We start from the raw sequence: 18,302 nt of genomic DNA, 5'->3' as shown, positions 1-18,302 counted from the left end.
TCCACTACACCCGAAGTGATTCGAGACGCACTGGCGACGGTTTCTACCACACAAGTCCGGCAGTGGTGCCAGCAGCACCTGGGGCCGTCGCTCCAGGCCCAACGCCAACAGGCCTTCCGCCAGCTCACGCTAGCGGAAGAAAAGCAGGTCCACTTTCAACAGGCAGCGTGAGGCGTCTTTGCACCAGGCCAGTCCGGTACCATTGCGCCGCCAGTCACTCCCGGTGTGACGCCAATGGGGACACCAGCCCCGTCTGAGGCTGGAGGTGAGGCTGCGGATTCAGCCAGCGTCACGACAGTCAAAGAATATAGCTTCCGTCCGAGTGAACGTCTCCCCGAGGTCAAAGGCCTTGCCGGTTACAAGGCCCTTGAGGGGAATACTGTCCGCTTTGCCCTCAACGTCTGGGCGGGCTGGGGACCGATCATTCTTGCAAATGGCGGCTTCAAACCGGGGAAGGTCTGGAAGACTCCCGACGGGAAAGACTTCAAAGTCGAACTCGTACTGATCGATAACCCTGTCGCGATGCGCGATGCCTACGCTGTTGGGGAGGTCCACATTGGCTGGGCCACACTCGATATGGTCCCCTTGTTCATGGAAGGCTTCGTCGATTCCAGCGGCAAGCCGCGTGACAGCCGCGTCATGCCACGCATCTATCAGCAGGTTGACTGGTCCAGCGGCGGTGACGGCATTGTCGTGCGTGAGAATATCAAAACCGTTGCTGACCTGCGTGGAAAAAAATTAGTGCTCGCGCAAAACTCTCCCTCACATTACTTTGCGTTAAACATGCTGGTCTCCGGTGGTGTCCAACCAGCCGAAGTCCAGATGGTCTTCACTGACGACGCGTTCCAAGCGGCGGCAGCATTCAACGCGCAGAAAGATATTGCCGGCGCGGTTTCCTGGGCACCAGATATCTACAACCTCGAAAAGATTCGCGGCAATCGCATGCTCGTCACAACCGCAACGGCGAACAAATTGATTGCGGATGTGTGGTTCGCACGTGCCGATTTCGCCAAAGACCATCCTGGCATTATTGAAGGACTCGTCCGTGGCATTTTTGATGCGATGCAAGAGTTGAAGAGTGAGGATGCCAAGAAGCGCTTAGCTGAATTTATGGCCCAGGGGTACAACATCCCGGCAACCGAAGCGTTCAATATGCTCGGCGATGCGCACAACACCAACTGGGGCGAGAACCATCAGTTTTTCCTCAATCAAAACAACCCGACCAATTTCGAGCGCGTCTGGAATCAAGCGTATTATTTGTACCGCCGCATTCGCTCGATTACCCACCAACCGGTGCCATTTGACCAGGTGATGGATTTCTCGATCATTGAGAAGCTCGGCAAAGAGCCAAAGTACGCCGCACAAAAAGATGAGTATCAGATCAAACTCGCACCAACGACTGTCGGCGATATTCGTGGTGAGTCAGACGAAATTCTTACTAATACCATCGTCATTCACTTCTACCCGAACAGTTGGGATCTGTTTAAGAAGGTGACAAAGGAAGCAGATGGCAAGAAAGTCGATGAGCTGTACGACCCGCGGGTAGATTTCGTCCTCGAAGAGGTCGGGCGGTTAGTCGGGCAATTTGGTGCCGCGCGAGTGATCATCGAAGGGCACACTGATAGTTCGATGAAGGGTCAAGTTCCAGCCTCAGTCGTCAAGGAGCTCTCGATGCATCGCGCCAACGCGGTCAAAGAAGCGTTAGTCCGCAAGTTCAAACTCAATCCCAACCAGTTTGCCGTTGATGGGGTGGGCTGGGATCGTCCGATCGATCGCAATGATGCAGAGAACCATGCCAAAAACCGCCGCGTAGAGGTACGGATTTTCTCAGCAGAGAAACAGTAACGGAACCATTCGAATCTGACGGAGTTGTCAGCCTGAGCGTAGCGAAGGACCTCGTTTTCTGAGAGCTGCTTCGACCTCTGGCCTCAGAATGACACAAACTACAAGACATCAAAGAAACAACGATGGGAACCCAACCTCCCGTTTCTTTCTCCCTCTTCGCCCTCCGCAAAGAGGCTCCGCAATGGCAGGCGTGGCTCTTCGGGACGATGTGTATTCTTCTCTGTTTGGCGCTCTGGTGGTTCGTCACCCGCGGTGAATCTGAAGAGCTCATCCTCAGCTACACTATTCTTCCGAGTCCAGGGGAAACATTGGCTTCGTTTTCCAGCCTCTGGTTTGACCGAGCGTTGACACGCAATCTGCTAGCGACATTATGGCGTGTCATACTGGGATTTGGACTTGCCACAATTATAGGCGTTCCGCTCGGCGTCCTGTGTGGTTGCTTCTCGCGCATCAATGCCTTCTTTGCCCCCCTGGCCATCTTTGGCCGCAACATCCCAGTTGCTGCACTGATTCCCCTGACTTTCTCTTTTTTTGGCATCGGCGAGTTTCAGAAGGTGATGTTCATTTTTATTGCGACCGTAGCCTTTGTCTTGTCAGATACTGCTCGCGCCATCATGGACGTTAGCAATCAATACATTGACACAGCTTACACTCTCGGTGCGAGTCGCTGGCAAACAATCATAAAAGTACTGGTACCGCTGGCGATGCCTAGTGTCTTCAATTCTTTGCGTTTGTTATTTGGTCTCGCCTTCGGATACATCATGCTTGGCGAGCTCGTGACTATTGGTGATACGGGTGGGTTAGGGCACTTGATTAATCTCTCGATGCGTCGAGGGCCCCGAGAGCATATCCTCCTGATTCTTATTCTCATTCCAGTTGTCGCTCTGCTGATTGACCGTTTATTATTCTGGATACAGAAGGAGTTGTTTCCTCATCGATACGGAGGAAGCGGAGTGCTCAACAAGGCCTTGAGAAGTCTGTTACATGCGTGGGAAGATATGATCAACATGTTTCGTCGCCAGCCCGCTTCGGCCACAGCCATATCATCATCACCCACGCACACGGAGACAAAGTCGTGAGCCAGGAAGACCCCAGCTCTGCGGTTCACTCGCAAACGCCTCCTTCGCATACCATTGGTATGAGCGAAGTGCTGGAGCACGTCCGCACCCCAGCAGAGATCGGACTTGCAATGATTGTCGAATTTCGTGGAGTCACGAAGATCTACAACATTGGCCAGCCCAATGCGTTTACCGCGATTAAGAATGTATCTTTTGTGGTCGAAGACCTGCATGAAAAAGGTGAGTTCGTCTGCATTCTTGGTCCGAGCGGATGTGGGAAAAGTACGATTCTCCGCTTGATAGCTGGGCTTGAGCCCCAACATCCCGCCACGATTGGCGACGTACTTGTCCAGGGGCAGGCCGTGGTCGGACCGGGTGCAGATCGTGGTATGGTTTTTCAAGACTACACTAGCTTTGATCATCGCACGGTGCTGGAGAACGTCACTTTCGGTTTGGAATGCCAAGGGGTGCCTCGCAAACAGCGGGAAGAGCTGGGGAAAGAATGGATTCAGCGGGTCGGCCTGAACGTTAAATCCGACCACAGTAAGTATCCGCATGAACTCTCAGGGGGCATGCGGCAACGGGTGGCAATTGCACGAACCTTGATTTTGCGACCACGGATTATTCTGATGGACGAACCGTTCGGCGCACTTGATCCGCACACGCGCATGAGTATGCAGGATTTGCTGTTGGCCTTGTGGCGTGAGGTACAAGCGACGGTATTCTTTATTACCCACTCGATTGAGGAAGCGGTCTTTCTTGGTGATCGTGTGTATGTCATGAGCAATTCCCCAGGAACGATCCTCCAGGAATTGACGATTCAGCCTTCAGATCGACCGTCAAAGGAGATGCAACGCGACCCGAAGTTTCAAGAGACGGTTTATCATTTACGCGATTTGATTAGTCAGATGGAAGAGAGTCGTCGCGCGGCTACGTAGACGATGCGGAGTGAGTTGTGGGCTTTGTTCGCTATTTAACTGCAGCTTTTAAAAATCGTTGGAATCTTCTTGCGCTCTTTGGCTCGCTCGGCTTCGCCACTCTCAGTGGTGCTCCCGATGTCTTTATTCCGCTCATCTTGGCTGCAGAATTGACCTATGTAGGATTGCTGGGGGCAAACTCGAAATTTCAGCGTTATGTTGATGCGCAAGCCGCAAAAGCCACACGCGAGCAAGGAACCACCAACGCCGATCAAATACTCCAACGTCTGATGAATGCACTACCAGACAGTATGCGACAGCGGTTTGAGACCCTACGCCGACGCTGTCTGGAGTTACGACAAATCGCGATGGAACTCAAAGATCCGACGCTGGTGAAGTCTCCCGGTACTTCTCCCAGTCTTCAAACCGATAATCCGCTCGAAGAGATGCAATTCGCTGGCTTGGATCGGCTCTTGTGGATTGACTTGCGTTTACTGTTTTCTCAGTATGCGCTGGATCGTTTTCTCATGCGCACTAGTGACGATCAGATTCAAAAAGATATTAGCCGCCTAGAAGGACAATTGAATGGCGTCCCAGCCAACAGCGAAGATCCACAACAACAGAAAATCCGTAAAACCCTCGAAGACAATCTCGCCACTAGCAAAGCGCGCTTAGCTAACCTACAGAAAGCGCGCGCACAATCGAGAAATCGTGCGGCTAGAAATTGATCGTCTGGAAAACAAAATCCAATCTCTGAGTGAATTAGCCATTAACCGTCATGAGCCCGACTTCATCTCCGGTCAAGTCGATCAAGTAGTGACCAGTATGGTCCAGACCGAAAAGACCATGAACGATTTACAGTTCGCTACAGGCTTAGAAGTCAACGATGACACCGTCCCTGAATTACTGCGGCGAGAGACAACGATGGTGAGGCAGTAAGAGGAGCGTGCCGTACTTGATCAATTGCCACGCTAGCTGTGCTATAGTGCATGGTCAAAAGAACTCAACACGTAAATAGGTAAAACGTCATGCGTAAGAAAAAGAGCAGGCCTTTTACGTATTCCCCGTCACGTTTTCCACATCGGGAGGCTCGCCATGTTCACAACCAGTACTAGTGAAGTAAAGCAGCCAACTGACTACTCGTTTCGTCGCGTGACGGTTGATTTAACGAGTGGTCAGATTCGGCAAGACCTGCTTCCTTGCCGTGACCTTGATGACTTTCTTGGTGGCATTTCGCGCTCGCTCCGTTTTCTTGGCGATTATACAGTCCAAGATGCGTTTGCGCCGAGTTCACCATTGGTGATGAATCTCGGAACGTTCTCTGGAACTGAACTCATGACCGGGTTACGCACGTTTTTCTCTGCGTACAGCCCGCTAAAGGTAGCAAAGAATGGCCGTCCGCTTGCCATGTGGTCTGCAGGCTCAGATAAGTTCGGCACCAAAGTGCTGGCCACCGGAATCGATGAAATCGTGTTCGTTGGTCGTGCAGCTCATCCCGTGTATTTGCTTCTCCAGAAAGAAGAAACAGGAAAACTGCGAATCTCCTTAGAAGACGCTAATGACCTGCGTGGGAAGACGACGCATGACAAGATCATGACTCTGGCTGGACGGTACGAAGACGCGCACGCCGCCGCCATCGGACCGACCGGTGAACACTGGCAGACAAACTATTACGGCGCCATTGCCCTCAGCACCGTCAATCAACTGCGCTCTGGAGACTGCAAGCCGCGCTTCGCTGGCCGAGGCGGCATGGGCAGCATTATGGGCTCGAAGAACTTGCTCGCAATCGTCGCCCAAGCACCAGATGTCTATCGCGGCAAAGCAACCCCTGCCCTCCTCGAAGCCAATAAAGAAATCAGCCGGGGCCCAGGCTCACGTAATTATCGCGATCCACATAAAGGTAATGGCCTCGGCGGCACCTGGCGTAACATTGCTGGACTTCACCCGCTTGGCGCTCTTCCCGAAATGAACTTCTGGTCACCCGGGACAGACCAGGCGGTTGCCTTGTATCGTAAATCCTTTGCAGAGAACGGTCACTACATCGTCAAAGACGAGCCCTGTTTCAAATGTGGCATTGCCTGCCACAAGAATGTGTACGCTGCCGTAGAAGAGGAAGGCAAACGAAAACCAGGGAAGTTCTACGCAAAGTTTGATTATGAGCCATTGGATTTGCTAACCGCAAATCTTGGTATCTACGACCAGCACCATGCACTCGAGATTGTGGAACTCGTTGATCAGGTAGGCCTCGATTCCATTAGCCTGGGTGTCACTCTGGGTTATATTATGGAATATAACCAGCGTCATCCAGAGCAACCCGTTATCGACGGCCTCACTTTCGGAGACTTTCATGGCGCGTATCGCGTGATTCAGCGCTTGGCGGCAGGGGAACTTCCTGAAGTGGGGCATGGCGTCAAGGCGTTATCTGAACAACTTGGGGAAACAGCCTATGCGATGCACTGCAAAGGATTGGAGTTACCTGCGTATCTCCCAGAGACCAACCCTGGCTACCCATTTGCTATCGCTGGCGGTCACATGTCGATGCGGACCTTCTTGCTGTTGGTATTCGACGGCAAAACAGACATAGACTATTGGTTCAATGCAATTACCGAACCTGGTCGGGGGTACTATTACACTCGCGATGACGTTCTCGGATTGTGTAAGTTTGCTGGTACGCCGGAGAAAGTCATCGAGCCAGTGTTCAAAGACTTTTACGGCTTGACCATCACGCGTGAGGACCTGGTACATGCAGTTCAGCGAGCGAACCTACGCGGCCTGCTGCTCGAACGAAAACAAGGAACAACGGCAGACGATTATGTGTTACCGGAGCGGGTGTATACCCAAAACCCGAACGTGAAACTCCCACATTTCATTACACCCGAGTTCTGGCGAGAATTGCGACAACGGGTACTCACCGCGTTCGACTCGCAAATAACACACTACGGGTTACAATAGCGTTTCCCGACTCCGGGTTCTCAACACCGTATGACTCAACACCGCACTCTTCACCTCCGAGGTACGCGGCGCCTATTACGGGCCATCGCCTTTGACCTCGATAGTACGCTTACTCGACCCTATTTAGACTTCACCCGTCTCCGTAAACAGCTCAGTCTGCCAGAAGGAGATATTCTCCAGTGGCTTGAAAGCCTAGCGCCTCAACAGCGACACAACGCAACACAGATTATCGAAGCGTTTGAACAAGATGGCGTCGAGAACGTGACGTGGAATGACGGTGCACAAGAAACCGTAGAGACAGTCCGTGCGATGGGATTGCCAATAGCGATTGTGACACGCAATAGCCGCGCCTCACTACTGGCAGTGTGCGAACGACTTGCAATCGTCGTCGATCAACTCGTCGCACGGGAGGATGCGCCGCCGAAACCGCACCCGGCATGCCTCCATTACACGGCAGAAAAATTGGTCGTCCCTATCGAGCAACTCTTGATGGTCGGAGACTACCGTCATGATACCGATGCTGGTCAAGCCGCAGGAGCGATGACCGTACTCTTAACCAATGGCAAGACCCCTGCGTGGACCGTCACCGCAGACCTGGTTATTGATCGCTTACCAGAACTCCTCAGGCATATCGAATAAAGAATCCATCAGCGATATGCCGGCTTTTTCTCACTCTTGGTTTTACGCTCTTAGGAGCGTCGGTGATGAGAAACAGTAGCGGTCTCAACAGTACGTGGAGTCGTCAGCCGAGGGGCAAGCGTTTCTTTTATGTACAACAATAGGACAGATGACACACAAGCACTATGCACCGTAATGAATAGCCACCGGGCTGTGTTCTCCCCCACCAGTACCCAACATCCACCAAACAACCCGAGGACTAGTGCCAAATAATACAGCACCCCCATGAGTCCTCCTTTGCATCGAGTCCTAAGTTTGCCGGCCAATTACAGGTATGTCTCAAGAAGGGGTATCGGTAAGATGCCTGGTTTCTTTAAACAGTTTTTTCTCTCTGTCAAAGGGAGTCTCTGTCAAACTATAGAGAAACTTGTGAAAGCGGCCAGGCAACAACCTCTTGGTGACGAGAGAAATGCAGTAAGGGCATTCCCTCAGGCAACCGAATATCAAGTGGTGTCGTCATCGTGTTCTCCTCAATGGTCGCCTCGGCAAGTTGTAACGGCCAGGGCGGATGGTCAATTTCACCGCGATAGATGTGTTGTTGCGCGTCTACAGTGTACAGGCAGTATCGTTCCGTGAGCCAATATTCGAGAGATCCTTTGTGTGCCTGAAATACCCCACTCGTTGGGCGATAGTGTCCACGGAATGTCGCTGCGGGAGCCCTGCGGTGAATACGGTGGCTGGAGTACACGACCCCCTCACTGTTCGTTTGACACGACATGCGGGCGTAAAAGTATGGCAACAGATACCAACGACGCGCAATGGCTACGGCAATCGGATTTGCCGCTTCGAGGCTAAAAAACCAGACGCCGGGTTTGTCCTCTGTACTCACATACGTCCTCACATTCAGTTCAGGAAACGCGGAAAGCCAGGGCACCGGCGGAAGCAAGCGTGGACGAATACCACTCATACGAAACGGCACAATCGCGATCCACGCCTGCCCGTCATAGGTATCGATTTGTAACCCACCAGGAATGAGCGGGCGCAGTTGTTCTACTGCCACCGGCCAGTGAGCAAAAACCAAGTCGTGCCAGACTTGCCGCATCAGCCACGGTGTCCGTGGTGCAGGCCATGCGCGATGGTCTGATTGATTACGCGTGGCGCGGCCTTTCCTGCTCCACAGGCATTGAGTCTGGTCGCGCGCCTTGCTTCCATCCACGATCCAGCGATCGCTGCCGATGCTGCATCATACGCTCGTCTTCATCCCACAGTTGCTCATACAAACGTAGATACGACTCTCCTAAGACTTTCGCTTTATCTGGCGAGAGAGATGAAGGCGCATAGAACTCAACCTTGATATCAGTCACATGTTGACTAACCGGGCTGAGGCAGGTGAGCACCCCATTACCAGTCCCTTGTCCTCCAACGGTACGGCTCCAATAACGAAGGTTCGGCATATCCATCTCAATCGTAATCACAGCTTCCCGTTTCGCCTCCGCGGGACGAAGCGTAGCCTGCGCACGCCAGCCTTCTGGTGTTTGTTCAAGCAATTGAATCGCGGCAAACGATTTGCGGTGGAGCCACGGTAAGTGTTCCCAGTCGAGCACGTTTTCCCAGATGCGTTCCAGTGATGCCTGAATCGTGCGACGATAGGTCGCTAAAAGTTTCAGCGTATGGTCATTCATCGTGTTCCACCCTTCTCCTGTTGACTGACACCTGAGTACCGACTCCTTGCCTACAACTTTCCCGGTCCTGGCGCTTTCGCCCAGCCTTCAGACAGCGGTACGAAATAGAACATCTCAACTCGACGCGATTTGAACTTCCACTCACCGTTTACTTTCTCATACTCGTCATGCAAGCGACCAGCCCCAATGAGGCTCTCATCCCCTCGCGTTGCACGATTCTCCAGCGAGCAGATACCAGTCGCCCGGGTGCCGTCAATTTTGATCACGTGATTGGTGAAGAATGGTTTGACCCGCAACGGCCAGGTACTATTATAAAACTCTTTGAGACGTTGATGCCCTGTGATGACACCTCTTCCCAGTGAACTGAAATCAACCGAGCCATCAGCAGTAAACAGGTTCGCCATGCGATCAGCATCTTGGGCTTCAATCGCTAACCCATATTGGTAGGTAAGTTCTTTGATTTTCTCCCGGTCCCACAGTTCCTGCACCATCTCTTCGAGTTTCATCGTGCCCTCCTTTCACCGTTTCCTCAGTGCACCTCTTCACCCTTCCCGCTAGCGTGCTACGACCAGTTGCTCACCCACATCCTGTTTCTCGACCCGAGGAATGATCTTCTTGGCCGCATCAATAAACAGCCAGACAAACGAGGAGAAGAGTGCCAAGAGTCCAGCAAACTGCAAGGCAAATTCCCAGCCAAGGTGCTCAGCAATATACGGAGTCAACACCGGCGCAACCGCACCGCCGATTTGCGTCGCGGTTACCGTCACACCGTACACCGTGCCCGAATGCGCACCTGCTATATCAATCACCGTCCCCACTCCAGCCGCGCCAGCAAAATAGAGAAACCCATCGCCTAGGGATAACATGATAACGGCAGTATATGGATTCTCGGCATGAGCGCCAAGGTATAAGCAAACTGCGGCTAAAAACAATCCACTCACGGCAACTGCCCGTCGCCCCCATGTTACCCCGTAGCGCTTGGCCAGCGCATCAGAACATTTTCCACCAATAGGCCCTAGAATGGTGAGGGCAATGAAGGGACCCGTTGTCAGCCATCCACCTTGCATAATTGAAAAGCCACGAACGTTGACCAGATACAGGTAAAACCACGACTGATAGATATACACACCATAGCCAAAGCCAAAGTTCGCAAGCATCAAGAGCCACACGTTGGGGTGGGTGAAAATTGCGCGCCACGGCGTCGGTTGTTGCTCCAGCGTCTGGCTGTCGCTCCGAATCCGCTGTAATTCTAGCGGTGAGACTCGCGGATGATCTTCGGGCCGGTCGGTTGCAAAGTAGTACCACAGGACGGCAACGATCAGGCCGACGAAACCAAAAACATAAAATGCTGGCCGCCATCCATAGTGCACCATGATCCATGACACAACTGGTGGCGCGAGTCCGTAACCGATACCAATCGACCCTAATACCAATCCACCCGCGAATGCACGTTCGTTTGGTGCCATCCAACTCGCCACTGCACGAGTAGAATTCGGATACGCCGCCCCCTCCCCCATACCAACAAGAAAACGCACGACCATAAACGAGCCTAATGGACCGATCAGCCCTGCCAGCCACCAGGAGCCAGCAACCGCAGTCACTGCGGTAAACGCTGACCACCACACCACAGCAAGCGTCAACATCCAGCGCGGTCCCACCCGATCACCGAGCCAGCCTCCCGGGACATGAAACAGTGCATAACCAGCAGTGAATACGGTATACAACAACCCCATCTGCACATTCGACAATCCATATTCCGGCATGATCTGCTGGGCAGCCACCGAGAAGTTGACCGCATCCATGCTGCGCACTACGCTGATCGCCACGAGGAACCACAAAATGGTCCAACGTGTCCGTGTTTCCATGAACCCCTCCTTTTGTGCGCGAATTGTACGCGCAACGATACCACATGGGTAGGGGCAGTATGGCCCAGCGACCAGCAAGAAGGTGATTACCGAGGAAAAGTGCCCCAGTCCTACCGCGCTGGGTGCTGGCCCTCTTCTGCTGCGCAACCAGCAGTCAACCGCGGAGAACTGTTGGAGAAAAAGCAGTGCCTGTTTTTCGGGCAACATTTGCGCCCACGGATCTTTTCGTTGTGTCGCTCAACTCCTGAAAAATTAACGACTTCGATGAATCGCGGGGAAACATTCATACTTGGTCCATCTCTTGCTCAGACTTGTTTCCCATACGAGGTGTCAGCAAGAGTTCACAATCTTGTCACTAAAGCGACACAAAACACAGTTAAGGTGACTGAAAGAAGGATTTTCGTCACGTAAGTGACAGCACGAACACGCAGTTTTGCTTGTGTCCTCCAGGCAGCTGCCTTACTGTAGCGGAGGTAAACAATGACAAAGGAGACCGCGAATCTAGTGAAGGAAACTGGAATGAGTCAGAAGTCTGCAGACCTCACGCAAGTGTACAAAACTTTAGCGTTTGATCTACCAATGGCCAGTGTGCGTTGGGTGTCCGGCACAACCACTGACAAAGAAACCACGCTGGCGTTGTGGAGTGGGTACGATGCTGGTGTCCGTTTGGCAACATCGACCATAGACTCTTTATACCGTTCTCAATCTCTCAGTGAGATTGTTGGAGGTACGGTCAACCAGATGTTGCGTATCCAACAGCTTACCAATGCAGCAAGCAAGTTTTTCATGACCGGTCTGCTGCAGCCGCCGACGTTACGAGCCACCCCAGTGGAACGACCTATGAGTACGCAAACGGACACGATCAGCAGTGGCATGACACCGACCCAGGCGCGAACGGCACCGCGGCGGCCTCGGCAACGAAAAGTCCGCCCCCCAGAACCTGTACTGGCATCAGCACTTCCGCCTCCTCAGCATAGCGAACTCCAGGCTGCTGCCTAGCCGCTTCGCGGATTCTTCCCGTTCGCAGTGAACGGGGATAGCGTCGACCGCCGACCTTACCTCGATAACTCGTCGCTACGGCAACTCATTGTTCAAACTCGAGCAGACAGGGTGTGATGGACATAGCCATCGAACCGAGTCGTTTCACAATGCCTTTTCTCATCCAGGAGTATGAAAATATGTTGGATCTTCTCCAAGAAGTTTCTACGTCGTGGCTCAATAGCTCGACTCTCGTCCTCGACGGTTTACGCCGGGGCATGATGGAGCCCTATCCCGTCCATGAAGACCCGCCTGGCGTGACACCCTATGAAGTCATCGCTGAAAATGGCAAAGCTCGATTGCGCTACTATCGCGCGGTCGGTAGACCACAGGCGACACCACTGCTGATCGTTTATGCCCTCATCAAACGGCCTTACATTCTTGATCTGCAGCCCGGTTCAAGCCTCATCGAAGCGCTAACCAAGCAAGGGTTCGAGGTCTATCTGACCGATTGGCAACCACCAATGCGGGCCGACGCCTGGCGAGGGTTTGATGCCTATGTCAATCAAGACCTGCACAACAGCGTGAAAGCAGTGCAGGCTCACAGTGGCGCAAAGAAGATCTCGCTGATGGGCTACTGCTTTGGCGGGCTGCTCAGCACGGTCTACACTGCTCTGCATCCAGAGACGGTCAAGAACTTTATTCCACTGACGGTCCCGTATGATCTGGGCAAACAGGATATTCCGCTTTCTCAATTGACGACAAGCATTGACCCAGAACTCGTTGTGAGTGCCTATGGCAATTGTCCGGCGTGGATGATGAAGTTGAATTTTACTTCGATGTCTCCTGTGCACCACCTCTTCAACAAGCACGTGAGTTTGTATCGCAATAAAGAGCGTGCTGGCTTTGCTGACACCTTTGCCCTTTTCGAGCGCTGGATGAATAGTGACGTTCCCTTAGCGGGGCAGATTTTTCGAGAATTGACGAAAGAGCTGTTTCAACAAAACTTACTTGCGCAGGGGAGATTCGGTGTTGGTGGACAGCGGGTCGATATGAAGAATATCTCCTGTCCGGTGCTCAATATCGTTGGCGAGTTCGATGATGTCGTGCACCCACAGGCAAGTCTCCCCCTTGTTGATGCGACCAGCAGTCGCGACAAGCAAACCTTGCTGTTCCCAGCAGGCCATCTGGGTGTGATCGTGAGCAGCAGTGCCCACAAGAAACTCTGGCCACAGGTTGTGACCTGGCTCAAGGAGCGCGATCGACCGGCAGCGCGCCGACGCACTGTGCCTGTCGCGGTATCAACGAGCGTCGATACTGCGGTATTGCAGTAACTCTGGAGAGACGCCCCGGCGGGGCGCCTCTCCAATAGCCTGCTATCCCTTTGCCTTCTTTAACGCGGCCTCTTCTTCTTCAATAACGGCCTTGAAGGACGGCCTCCCATGTACCGCCGCAACATAGCGCGCGAGCTTGGGCCAGCGCTGGGCATCAACCGTCACGCCCGCATGCCGAAGGTTCACAAACTGCGTTGCCACTCCGATATCACCCAAAGTGAAACTGTTACCAACCAAGGTCGTGCGGTCACCAAGGGCCCCTTCGAGATAGTCGAACAGTGGAGGAAGCTTCTCGGCAACGGCCTTTTGCACCACCGTTTCATCACCCTGCTGCTTGAAAAATAACGGCATGACAATCCGCTGACGAAAGATCTCTGGCCCCACGACAGGAGCGAGCCCACCATCGCCATATTCCTCAAACCACAGCGCCTGCGCATAAGCAGCAGGAGCAGCTGGTATCAAGGAGGGTTGCGGATTAGTCTTCTCAACGTACGCACAGATGACAGAAGAATCCGCCAATGTCACACTACCGTCCTGAAAAGCTGGAATCTTGCCCAGTGGGCTGAGTTTCCGGTATTCCGGTCCCGCAGTAAACGGATTCACCGCTTCTAGCTTATAGGGAATGCTTTTCTCAGCTAAAAATACCCGCACTTTCCTCACAAAGGGAGAAATATTCGCTCCGTATACAGAGATCATCACGCAACTCCTTCCTGGTGTACCCCGCTTGCAAAAGTTACCGACGATTGCTAGCAGAGGACAACTTGTTTAGTCTGAATAAAGAAGTGGTCTCTTGTAGGCAGGTGTTATGACACAGCAACAAGTTGGAAGCGAGTCCCTTTCCAAACACCCGAGTCACACCGTCCAACCGCAGTTCCAAATGCAACCTTTTACGTCCCCTTCCGTTCTCTCCCCTACAGACAAGGCCTTATGTCCGATCCGCATCCGCCGAGCGAGAAAGAGAAACCCAAGATGATTCTCAGTCTCACGACAGCCTATCCAGATTACCTCTACCAACTGACCAGTCTGCTCTGTAGTCCGGTTTACCACGGAAGAGAAGTGCAACGCGGAACCGGACAACCGGTGCTTCTCATTCCTGGCTTCTTTACTGGCGACTGGATGATGACATTGATGGCGGGCTGGCTGAATCGCCTGGGCTATCAAGCCTACTTTTCTGGAATTCACTGGAATGTCGACTGTCCAAACTTCACCTCAGAGTTGCTCGGTTGGCGGATCAACCAAATCGCTCAAGAGACAGGACACCCGCTGACGGTTGTGGGGCACAGCCTCGGTGGAATGCTCGCACGTTCTCTCAGTATCAATTTTCCTGAGCATGTGAGTCACGCCGTCGCTATCGGCTCACCTGTCGACGGCACTCTACGCGTGAACCCCCTTGTGCCATTTACTTTTCGGGTACTACAGACCGTTCGTTCGCGACGGAAAACGACCTCTCCCTCATGTGGCAGCCACAAATGTAGTTGTCAGTTCGCCCAGACCGTGACATCGTCCCTCCCCGAAGGACGCAAGTTCACGTCGATTTTCTCTAAGCAAGATGAAGTCGTCCATTGGCGAGCATGCATTGATCCCCAGGCAACAAACCTCGAAGTACCTGGCCGCCACATTAGCTTGGTCGTCAATGCTGCGGTCTATCGGCTGCTCGCAGAGCTTCTCGCGGCCCCTGTACCAGAAATGCGAAAAGTACGGCGACGCCCTTCCCGTCGCTCAGGAGAGAATTCATGGCAACCCTCTACTGTATGAAGTGTGGACAAAAGCTGCCCGTCCCTTTTCACTGCGGGCAACCGATGCATAAGGAAAAAGTCAACGACAAGGAAAAATTAGTTTGCTGGATGGGGCCAACGTGTGGGGAGCAGGACATTCCCCATCACTGTGGGAAACCGATGACGGTCAGGGGGTGAGGGCGCGCGGCTGGTGGATTGTCGATAGTAGCTTGGGAAGACCGAGAATTCCTCTGCTCTCTCATCGACAATCCGCAAAGAAAAAAATCACGATCCTTTTACCAACTGCTGCGCCAGTTCGTTCTTAGCAACTACTTTCTTGGAATATACATTCACATCCCACAAGGCTTCGTGCAACCCGTCTTTGTCTTTATAAGAGAGCTTGACCCAGTAATTCCCGGACGGACGGAACACGTTGAAGAACTGACTGAGTCGCTCCATCATCAGGTCTTGCTGTGATGGTAAGCCAGCCTCCCAATTTTCGGTACTATCCCATTTATTGCCGGCACGACCGTCATCGTCGGATTTCTTCTGAATGTTGGAGACGATACTGAATGCATTGTCAGACTCTTTAAATGCCTTGACCAATTGAATCGCTTGTTGCTCCTTCTGCACGATCGCTTCGTTCTTGCCACACCCCCCCATCAATGCACTACTGATCACAATTGCCCATAGGGCCAAGGAAACTGACCTCAACTGACGCATACGACCCATCCTCCATTTCTCATAATATATGTGTCTACGCTGCGAAACGCATACTGCCCCACAGCGGGGAGATATTACAATGAATGCAACACTTGGTCTACGTTCACGTTGCTCAGCACCAAGTGAGAATACTGCGCACTGATTCCTGGACAAAAATTTGCAAAATAGTCACCTTTGTGACAAAAAGAGGGCAGACACGTCACTCGTCTTTACACAGTGTATGGCTCGCACCCCAGTATTGAATGTCATCACGCTCCGCCGTCTCAAAGCCCTGCCGTGGGCCACGGACCATCAGCTCGAAAAACTCCTGCCACACTTCATCCTGCAACACATCGAACGACAAACTTCTTTATTCAGTGAAGGTGAATCATCGCAATCGCTCTACCTCCTCATTGCTGGCGCGGTCAAGCTGTCACTGCGGAGTAGCCAGGGAGAGGAAGAGATTCTGGTGAGTCTTATCGCTCCGGGAGAGTTCTTTGGTATTACGTCACTCATGACTGGAATGACGCGTGGATTTCATGGGGAAGCGTTTAGCGACTGCTGGGTCGCGGTCATCCAACCCGAGCAGTTTATCAGTACACTTCTGGGAATTCCGTTTAGTAGTTTCAGCGCGCTCATGAGCAGTACGGTCAGCCGCTGGGAAGATCTGCTCTACCGCTACACGCGTTTCCAAGGGCTCAACCTCCCACAGCGACTCGCACTCGCCCTGCTAGAACTTGCCCGCAAATTCGGTGTCCAGGATGCCCGTGGAGTCATTTTAATTCTGCAACTGACGCATGAAGACCTGGCTAATCTGGTGGGAGCCTCACGACAAAAAGTGACAGAGCATTTGAAAGATCTCGAACGACAGGAGGCAATCCTGCGAGACGGACGCCGCTTGATTGTCGTCCCGGAGAAGCTACAGGAAATAGCTGGAGTAGGTATTTAATAGAAGCCTGAACGAGGGAGCAAACTGCGACAAGCTCAGCATCAACGGCGTCCGGAGTCACTCGTTACTATTCTCCGCTCGTCCTGAGCTTGTCAGAGGGCGAGCGGAGTGACGTGGCAGCTTATTCGCTGCAATCTGTCTTTTGCTTACGCCGCCTTTTTCTCATGCTTCTCATCGATCTGCCAGAAGCGGCGAGCGAGAGCAAGGGAACTTTCTACTGCCTGGGTGGTCAGGTTGCGTTGCGCCTCAAACACTGGCGCAAGTGGGGTTTCTTTTGCCCATGCCGTTGCTTTGGTATTCCACTCAAGCGCTTTCTCTACCCACTCTTCGCTGGCATTGATGTACTGCGTGGCGGTCTCTTTCCACGAGTTACAGAGCGGTGCGTTCACTTCGCTTAATAACTTCACAAACGGGGTATTCGCAGCGTTAGTGAAGAGCTTCTCAAATGGGTTATTGACGTGGGTGCTTGCTGCCATATTTCGATCCTCCTCTGAGTTTTCGGCAGCGAAGATCGCTACCGTCAGAAGAGATGCTAACTCTTATCGCTAACTTTTGCAAGCAATAAAAAGCCACGGCTGTCACCCAGGTGACCGATTCTGCCGATTTACGAGGGTTCGCTTGTTTCATTGATTTTGCGGAACGAGCGGTACATGTCGATCAGCATCTCACGTTGACGCGCAGAGAGGTACGGGTCACGCATCACCGCTTTGATCACATCGCTCTCTTCCATGTCTTCGGGATCGAGAATCCCGGCTTGCGCATACAATGTCTCTGCCGACATACGTAGACCTTTGGAAATCGACTGCAAGATCATACTACTCGGCATACGCAACCCTCGCTCGATTTGACTGAGGTAGGGATTCGAGATGCCGCACATATCGGCCAGTTGACGGATCGAGAGTTGCGCTAACTCTCGCTGACGGCGGATGAATTCTCCCAAGCTAACATACGGGTCGGGTTTTTTTGTACTCATAGGTTGTGTGCTAACGCACTCCGCTAGTAAGAGCAAGCGGCAAGTCGCTAGCCATGAGAAGAACCTCGTGACCCGTACGGCTTGAAACCGATAAACAATTCCCGTCACCTTATGCCCCGTTCGTGCTGAGCTTGGCGAAGTACGAACACACTCCAGCACCTCGTTTGCCAGAACGTTGATATGCATCCCTGCTGAATTTTCCCATCAAACTTTTTCGCCAACCGGTCGATAACAAAAATACCGACATCGTGAGAAGAGACCGTTCTCACGGGGGCGCGGTAGCGACGGGGTGGTCACATGCGTCTCTCATTTTGTTGATCGTCGCTGGCCAAGAACGGGGTGGCTGTGTTCCCAGATGAAAAATCTCCTCCGTTTAGGGGATTTGGCTTTTCATATTCTCGGCCTATCCTGGTATTCTGTGTAAGTGCGGTGGAACGACAATGGAATGATCATAAGAAGGACCAGTTATGTTGTACTCATCCACGAAAATCACACCTTTTCCCCTTCTCCTTTCTCATCCACTACGCAACCTGGTTTGCCTCTTTTTCTTGACCCTCTCTGCCTGCGCAGCTCAGCCGCCCCTATCACGCCGAGTAGCAGGACGGTGTTACCACCATCCCGCCCTCTCAGAACGCAGCGTGCGACTTTCACCGCACTGCGCTCAAGCCTTGCAAACATTCGGTGACGAATGCGGCTTCACAACCGATATTCCTT

At 52.7% G+C, this 18,302-nt stretch carries 20 protein-coding genes; 11 read left to right on the top strand and 9 right to left on the bottom strand.

Annotation, left to right across the window (positions count from 1 at the left end; translation table 11 throughout):
- Positions 1–234: 234 nt before the first annotated feature.
- From FJ147_20235 to FJ147_20205, 7 genes are all read left to right on the top strand, one after another.
- Positions 235–1,845 carry a hypothetical protein gene (locus FJ147_20235; protein MBM4258210.1) on the top strand — a complete coding sequence of 537 codons (1,611 nt, stop codon included), beginning with the start codon at positions 235–237 and terminating at the stop codon, positions 1,843–1,845.
- Positions 1,846–1,967: 122 nt separating this feature from the next.
- The gene (locus FJ147_20230; protein ID MBM4258209.1) at positions 1,968–2,924 is read left to right on the top strand and encodes an ABC transporter permease; all 957 of its coding nucleotides are present in this window, start codon (positions 1,968–1,970) and stop codon (positions 2,922–2,924) included.
- 110 nt (positions 2,925–3,034) lie between these two features.
- On the top strand, positions 3,035–3,841 hold the full coding sequence (locus FJ147_20225; protein MBM4258208.1) for an ABC transporter ATP-binding protein: 807 nt from the start codon (positions 3,035–3,037) through the stop codon (positions 3,839–3,841).
- Between the two features lie 17 nt (positions 3,842–3,858).
- Positions 3,859–4,548: a hypothetical protein gene (locus tag FJ147_20220; protein ID MBM4258207.1), complete on the top strand. Its 690-nt coding sequence runs from the start codon at positions 3,859–3,861 to the stop codon at positions 4,546–4,548.
- Positions 4,532–4,759 carry a hypothetical protein gene (locus FJ147_20215; GenBank protein ID MBM4258206.1) on the top strand — a complete coding sequence of 76 codons (228 nt, stop codon included), beginning with the start codon at positions 4,532–4,534 and terminating at the stop codon, positions 4,757–4,759. The genes FJ147_20220 and FJ147_20215 overlap by 17 nt, the downstream gene beginning before the upstream one ends.
- Positions 4,760–4,915: 156 nt before the next feature.
- Positions 4,916–6,772 carry an aldehyde:ferredoxin oxidoreductase gene (locus FJ147_20210; protein MBM4258205.1) on the top strand — a complete coding sequence of 619 codons (1,857 nt, stop codon included), beginning with the start codon at positions 4,916–4,918 and terminating at the stop codon, positions 6,770–6,772.
- 30 nt (positions 6,773–6,802) lie between these two features.
- Positions 6,803–7,411: an HAD family hydrolase gene (locus FJ147_20205; protein MBM4258204.1), complete on the top strand. Its 609-nt coding sequence runs from the start codon at positions 6,803–6,805 to the stop codon at positions 7,409–7,411.
- A 50-nt stretch (positions 7,412–7,461) separates the two neighbouring features.
- Here the strand turns inward: FJ147_20205 and FJ147_20200 are convergent, their stop codons facing one another.
- The 5 genes from FJ147_20200 to FJ147_20180 all read right to left on the bottom strand — a co-directional run bounded on the left by FJ147_20200 (position 7,462) and on the right by FJ147_20180 (position 11,144).
- Positions 7,462–7,677: a hypothetical protein gene (locus FJ147_20200; protein MBM4258203.1), complete on the bottom strand. Its 216-nt coding sequence runs from the start codon at positions 7,675–7,677 to the stop codon at positions 7,462–7,464.
- A 128-nt stretch (positions 7,678–7,805) separates the two neighbouring features.
- On the bottom strand, positions 7,806–8,492 hold the full coding sequence (locus FJ147_20195; protein ID MBM4258202.1) for a DUF2071 domain-containing protein: 687 nt from the start codon (positions 8,490–8,492) through the stop codon (positions 7,806–7,808).
- Between the two features lie 46 nt (positions 8,493–8,538).
- Positions 8,539–9,072: an SRPBCC family protein gene (locus FJ147_20190; GenBank protein MBM4258201.1), complete on the bottom strand. Its 534-nt coding sequence runs from the start codon at positions 9,070–9,072 to the stop codon at positions 8,539–8,541.
- A gap of 50 nt (positions 9,073–9,122) precedes the next feature.
- On the bottom strand, positions 9,123–9,578 hold the full coding sequence (locus FJ147_20185; GenBank protein ID MBM4258200.1) for a nuclear transport factor 2 family protein: 456 nt from the start codon (positions 9,576–9,578) through the stop codon (positions 9,123–9,125).
- A gap of 48 nt (positions 9,579–9,626) precedes the next feature.
- Positions 9,627–11,144 (bottom strand): MFS transporter, encoded by a 1,518-nt coding sequence (locus FJ147_20180; GenBank protein ID MBM4258199.1) that lies wholly within the window; start codon positions 11,142–11,144, stop codon positions 9,627–9,629.
- A 312-nt stretch (positions 11,145–11,456) separates the two neighbouring features.
- Between FJ147_20180 and FJ147_20175 the strand changes: the two genes are divergently transcribed.
- Together FJ147_20175 and FJ147_20170 are read left to right on the top strand one after the other, a co-directional pair.
- Positions 11,457–11,936 carry a hypothetical protein gene (locus tag FJ147_20175; GenBank protein MBM4258198.1) on the top strand — a complete coding sequence of 160 codons (480 nt, stop codon included), beginning with the start codon at positions 11,457–11,459 and terminating at the stop codon, positions 11,934–11,936.
- A gap of 113 nt (positions 11,937–12,049) precedes the next feature.
- The gene (locus tag FJ147_20170) at positions 12,050–13,249 is read left to right on the top strand and encodes an alpha/beta fold hydrolase (protein ID MBM4258197.1); all 1,200 of its coding nucleotides are present in this window, start codon (positions 12,050–12,052) and stop codon (positions 13,247–13,249) included.
- 42 nt (positions 13,250–13,291) lie between these two features.
- Here FJ147_20170 and FJ147_20165 read toward each other — a convergent pair whose 3' ends face one another.
- On the bottom strand, positions 13,292–13,948 hold the full coding sequence (locus tag FJ147_20165; protein ID MBM4258196.1) for a glutathione S-transferase family protein: 657 nt from the start codon (positions 13,946–13,948) through the stop codon (positions 13,292–13,294).
- 228 nt (positions 13,949–14,176) lie between these two features.
- On the opposite strand from FJ147_20165, the gene FJ147_20160 reads away from it, so the two are divergent.
- Positions 14,177–15,004: an alpha/beta hydrolase gene (locus FJ147_20160; protein ID MBM4258195.1), complete on the top strand. Its 828-nt coding sequence runs from the start codon at positions 14,177–14,179 to the stop codon at positions 15,002–15,004.
- 245 nt (positions 15,005–15,249) lie between these two features.
- Here the strand turns inward: FJ147_20160 and FJ147_20155 are convergent, their stop codons facing one another.
- Positions 15,250–15,687, bottom strand: coding sequence for a hypothetical protein (locus tag FJ147_20155; GenBank protein MBM4258194.1), 438 nt, complete (start codon positions 15,685–15,687; stop codon positions 15,250–15,252).
- 220 nt (positions 15,688–15,907) lie between these two features.
- Here FJ147_20155 and FJ147_20150 point away from each other — a divergent pair, with 220 nt between their 5' ends.
- The gene (locus FJ147_20150; protein MBM4258193.1) at positions 15,908–16,615 is read left to right on the top strand and encodes a Crp/Fnr family transcriptional regulator; all 708 of its coding nucleotides are present in this window, start codon (positions 15,908–15,910) and stop codon (positions 16,613–16,615) included.
- A 146-nt stretch (positions 16,616–16,761) separates the two neighbouring features.
- Here FJ147_20150 and FJ147_20145 read toward each other — a convergent pair whose 3' ends face one another.
- The gene (locus FJ147_20145) at positions 16,762–17,091 is read right to left on the bottom strand and encodes a hypothetical protein (GenBank protein MBM4258192.1); all 330 of its coding nucleotides are present in this window, start codon (positions 17,089–17,091) and stop codon (positions 16,762–16,764) included.
- 128 nt (positions 17,092–17,219) lie between these two features.
- A complete protein-coding gene (locus tag FJ147_20140; GenBank protein MBM4258191.1) occupies positions 17,220–17,588 on the bottom strand; it encodes a helix-turn-helix transcriptional regulator in 369 nt (122 codons plus the stop codon).
- Between the last annotated feature and the right edge of the window lie 714 nt (positions 17,589–18,302).

It is taken from the genome of Deltaproteobacteria bacterium (assembly GCA_016874775.1).
Classification (GTDB): Bacteria; Desulfobacterota; Binatia; order Bin18; family Bin18; genus VGTJ01.
The sequence above is the reverse complement of the archived record's forward strand: the minus strand, read 5'-3'. Positions and strand labels throughout refer to the sequence as shown.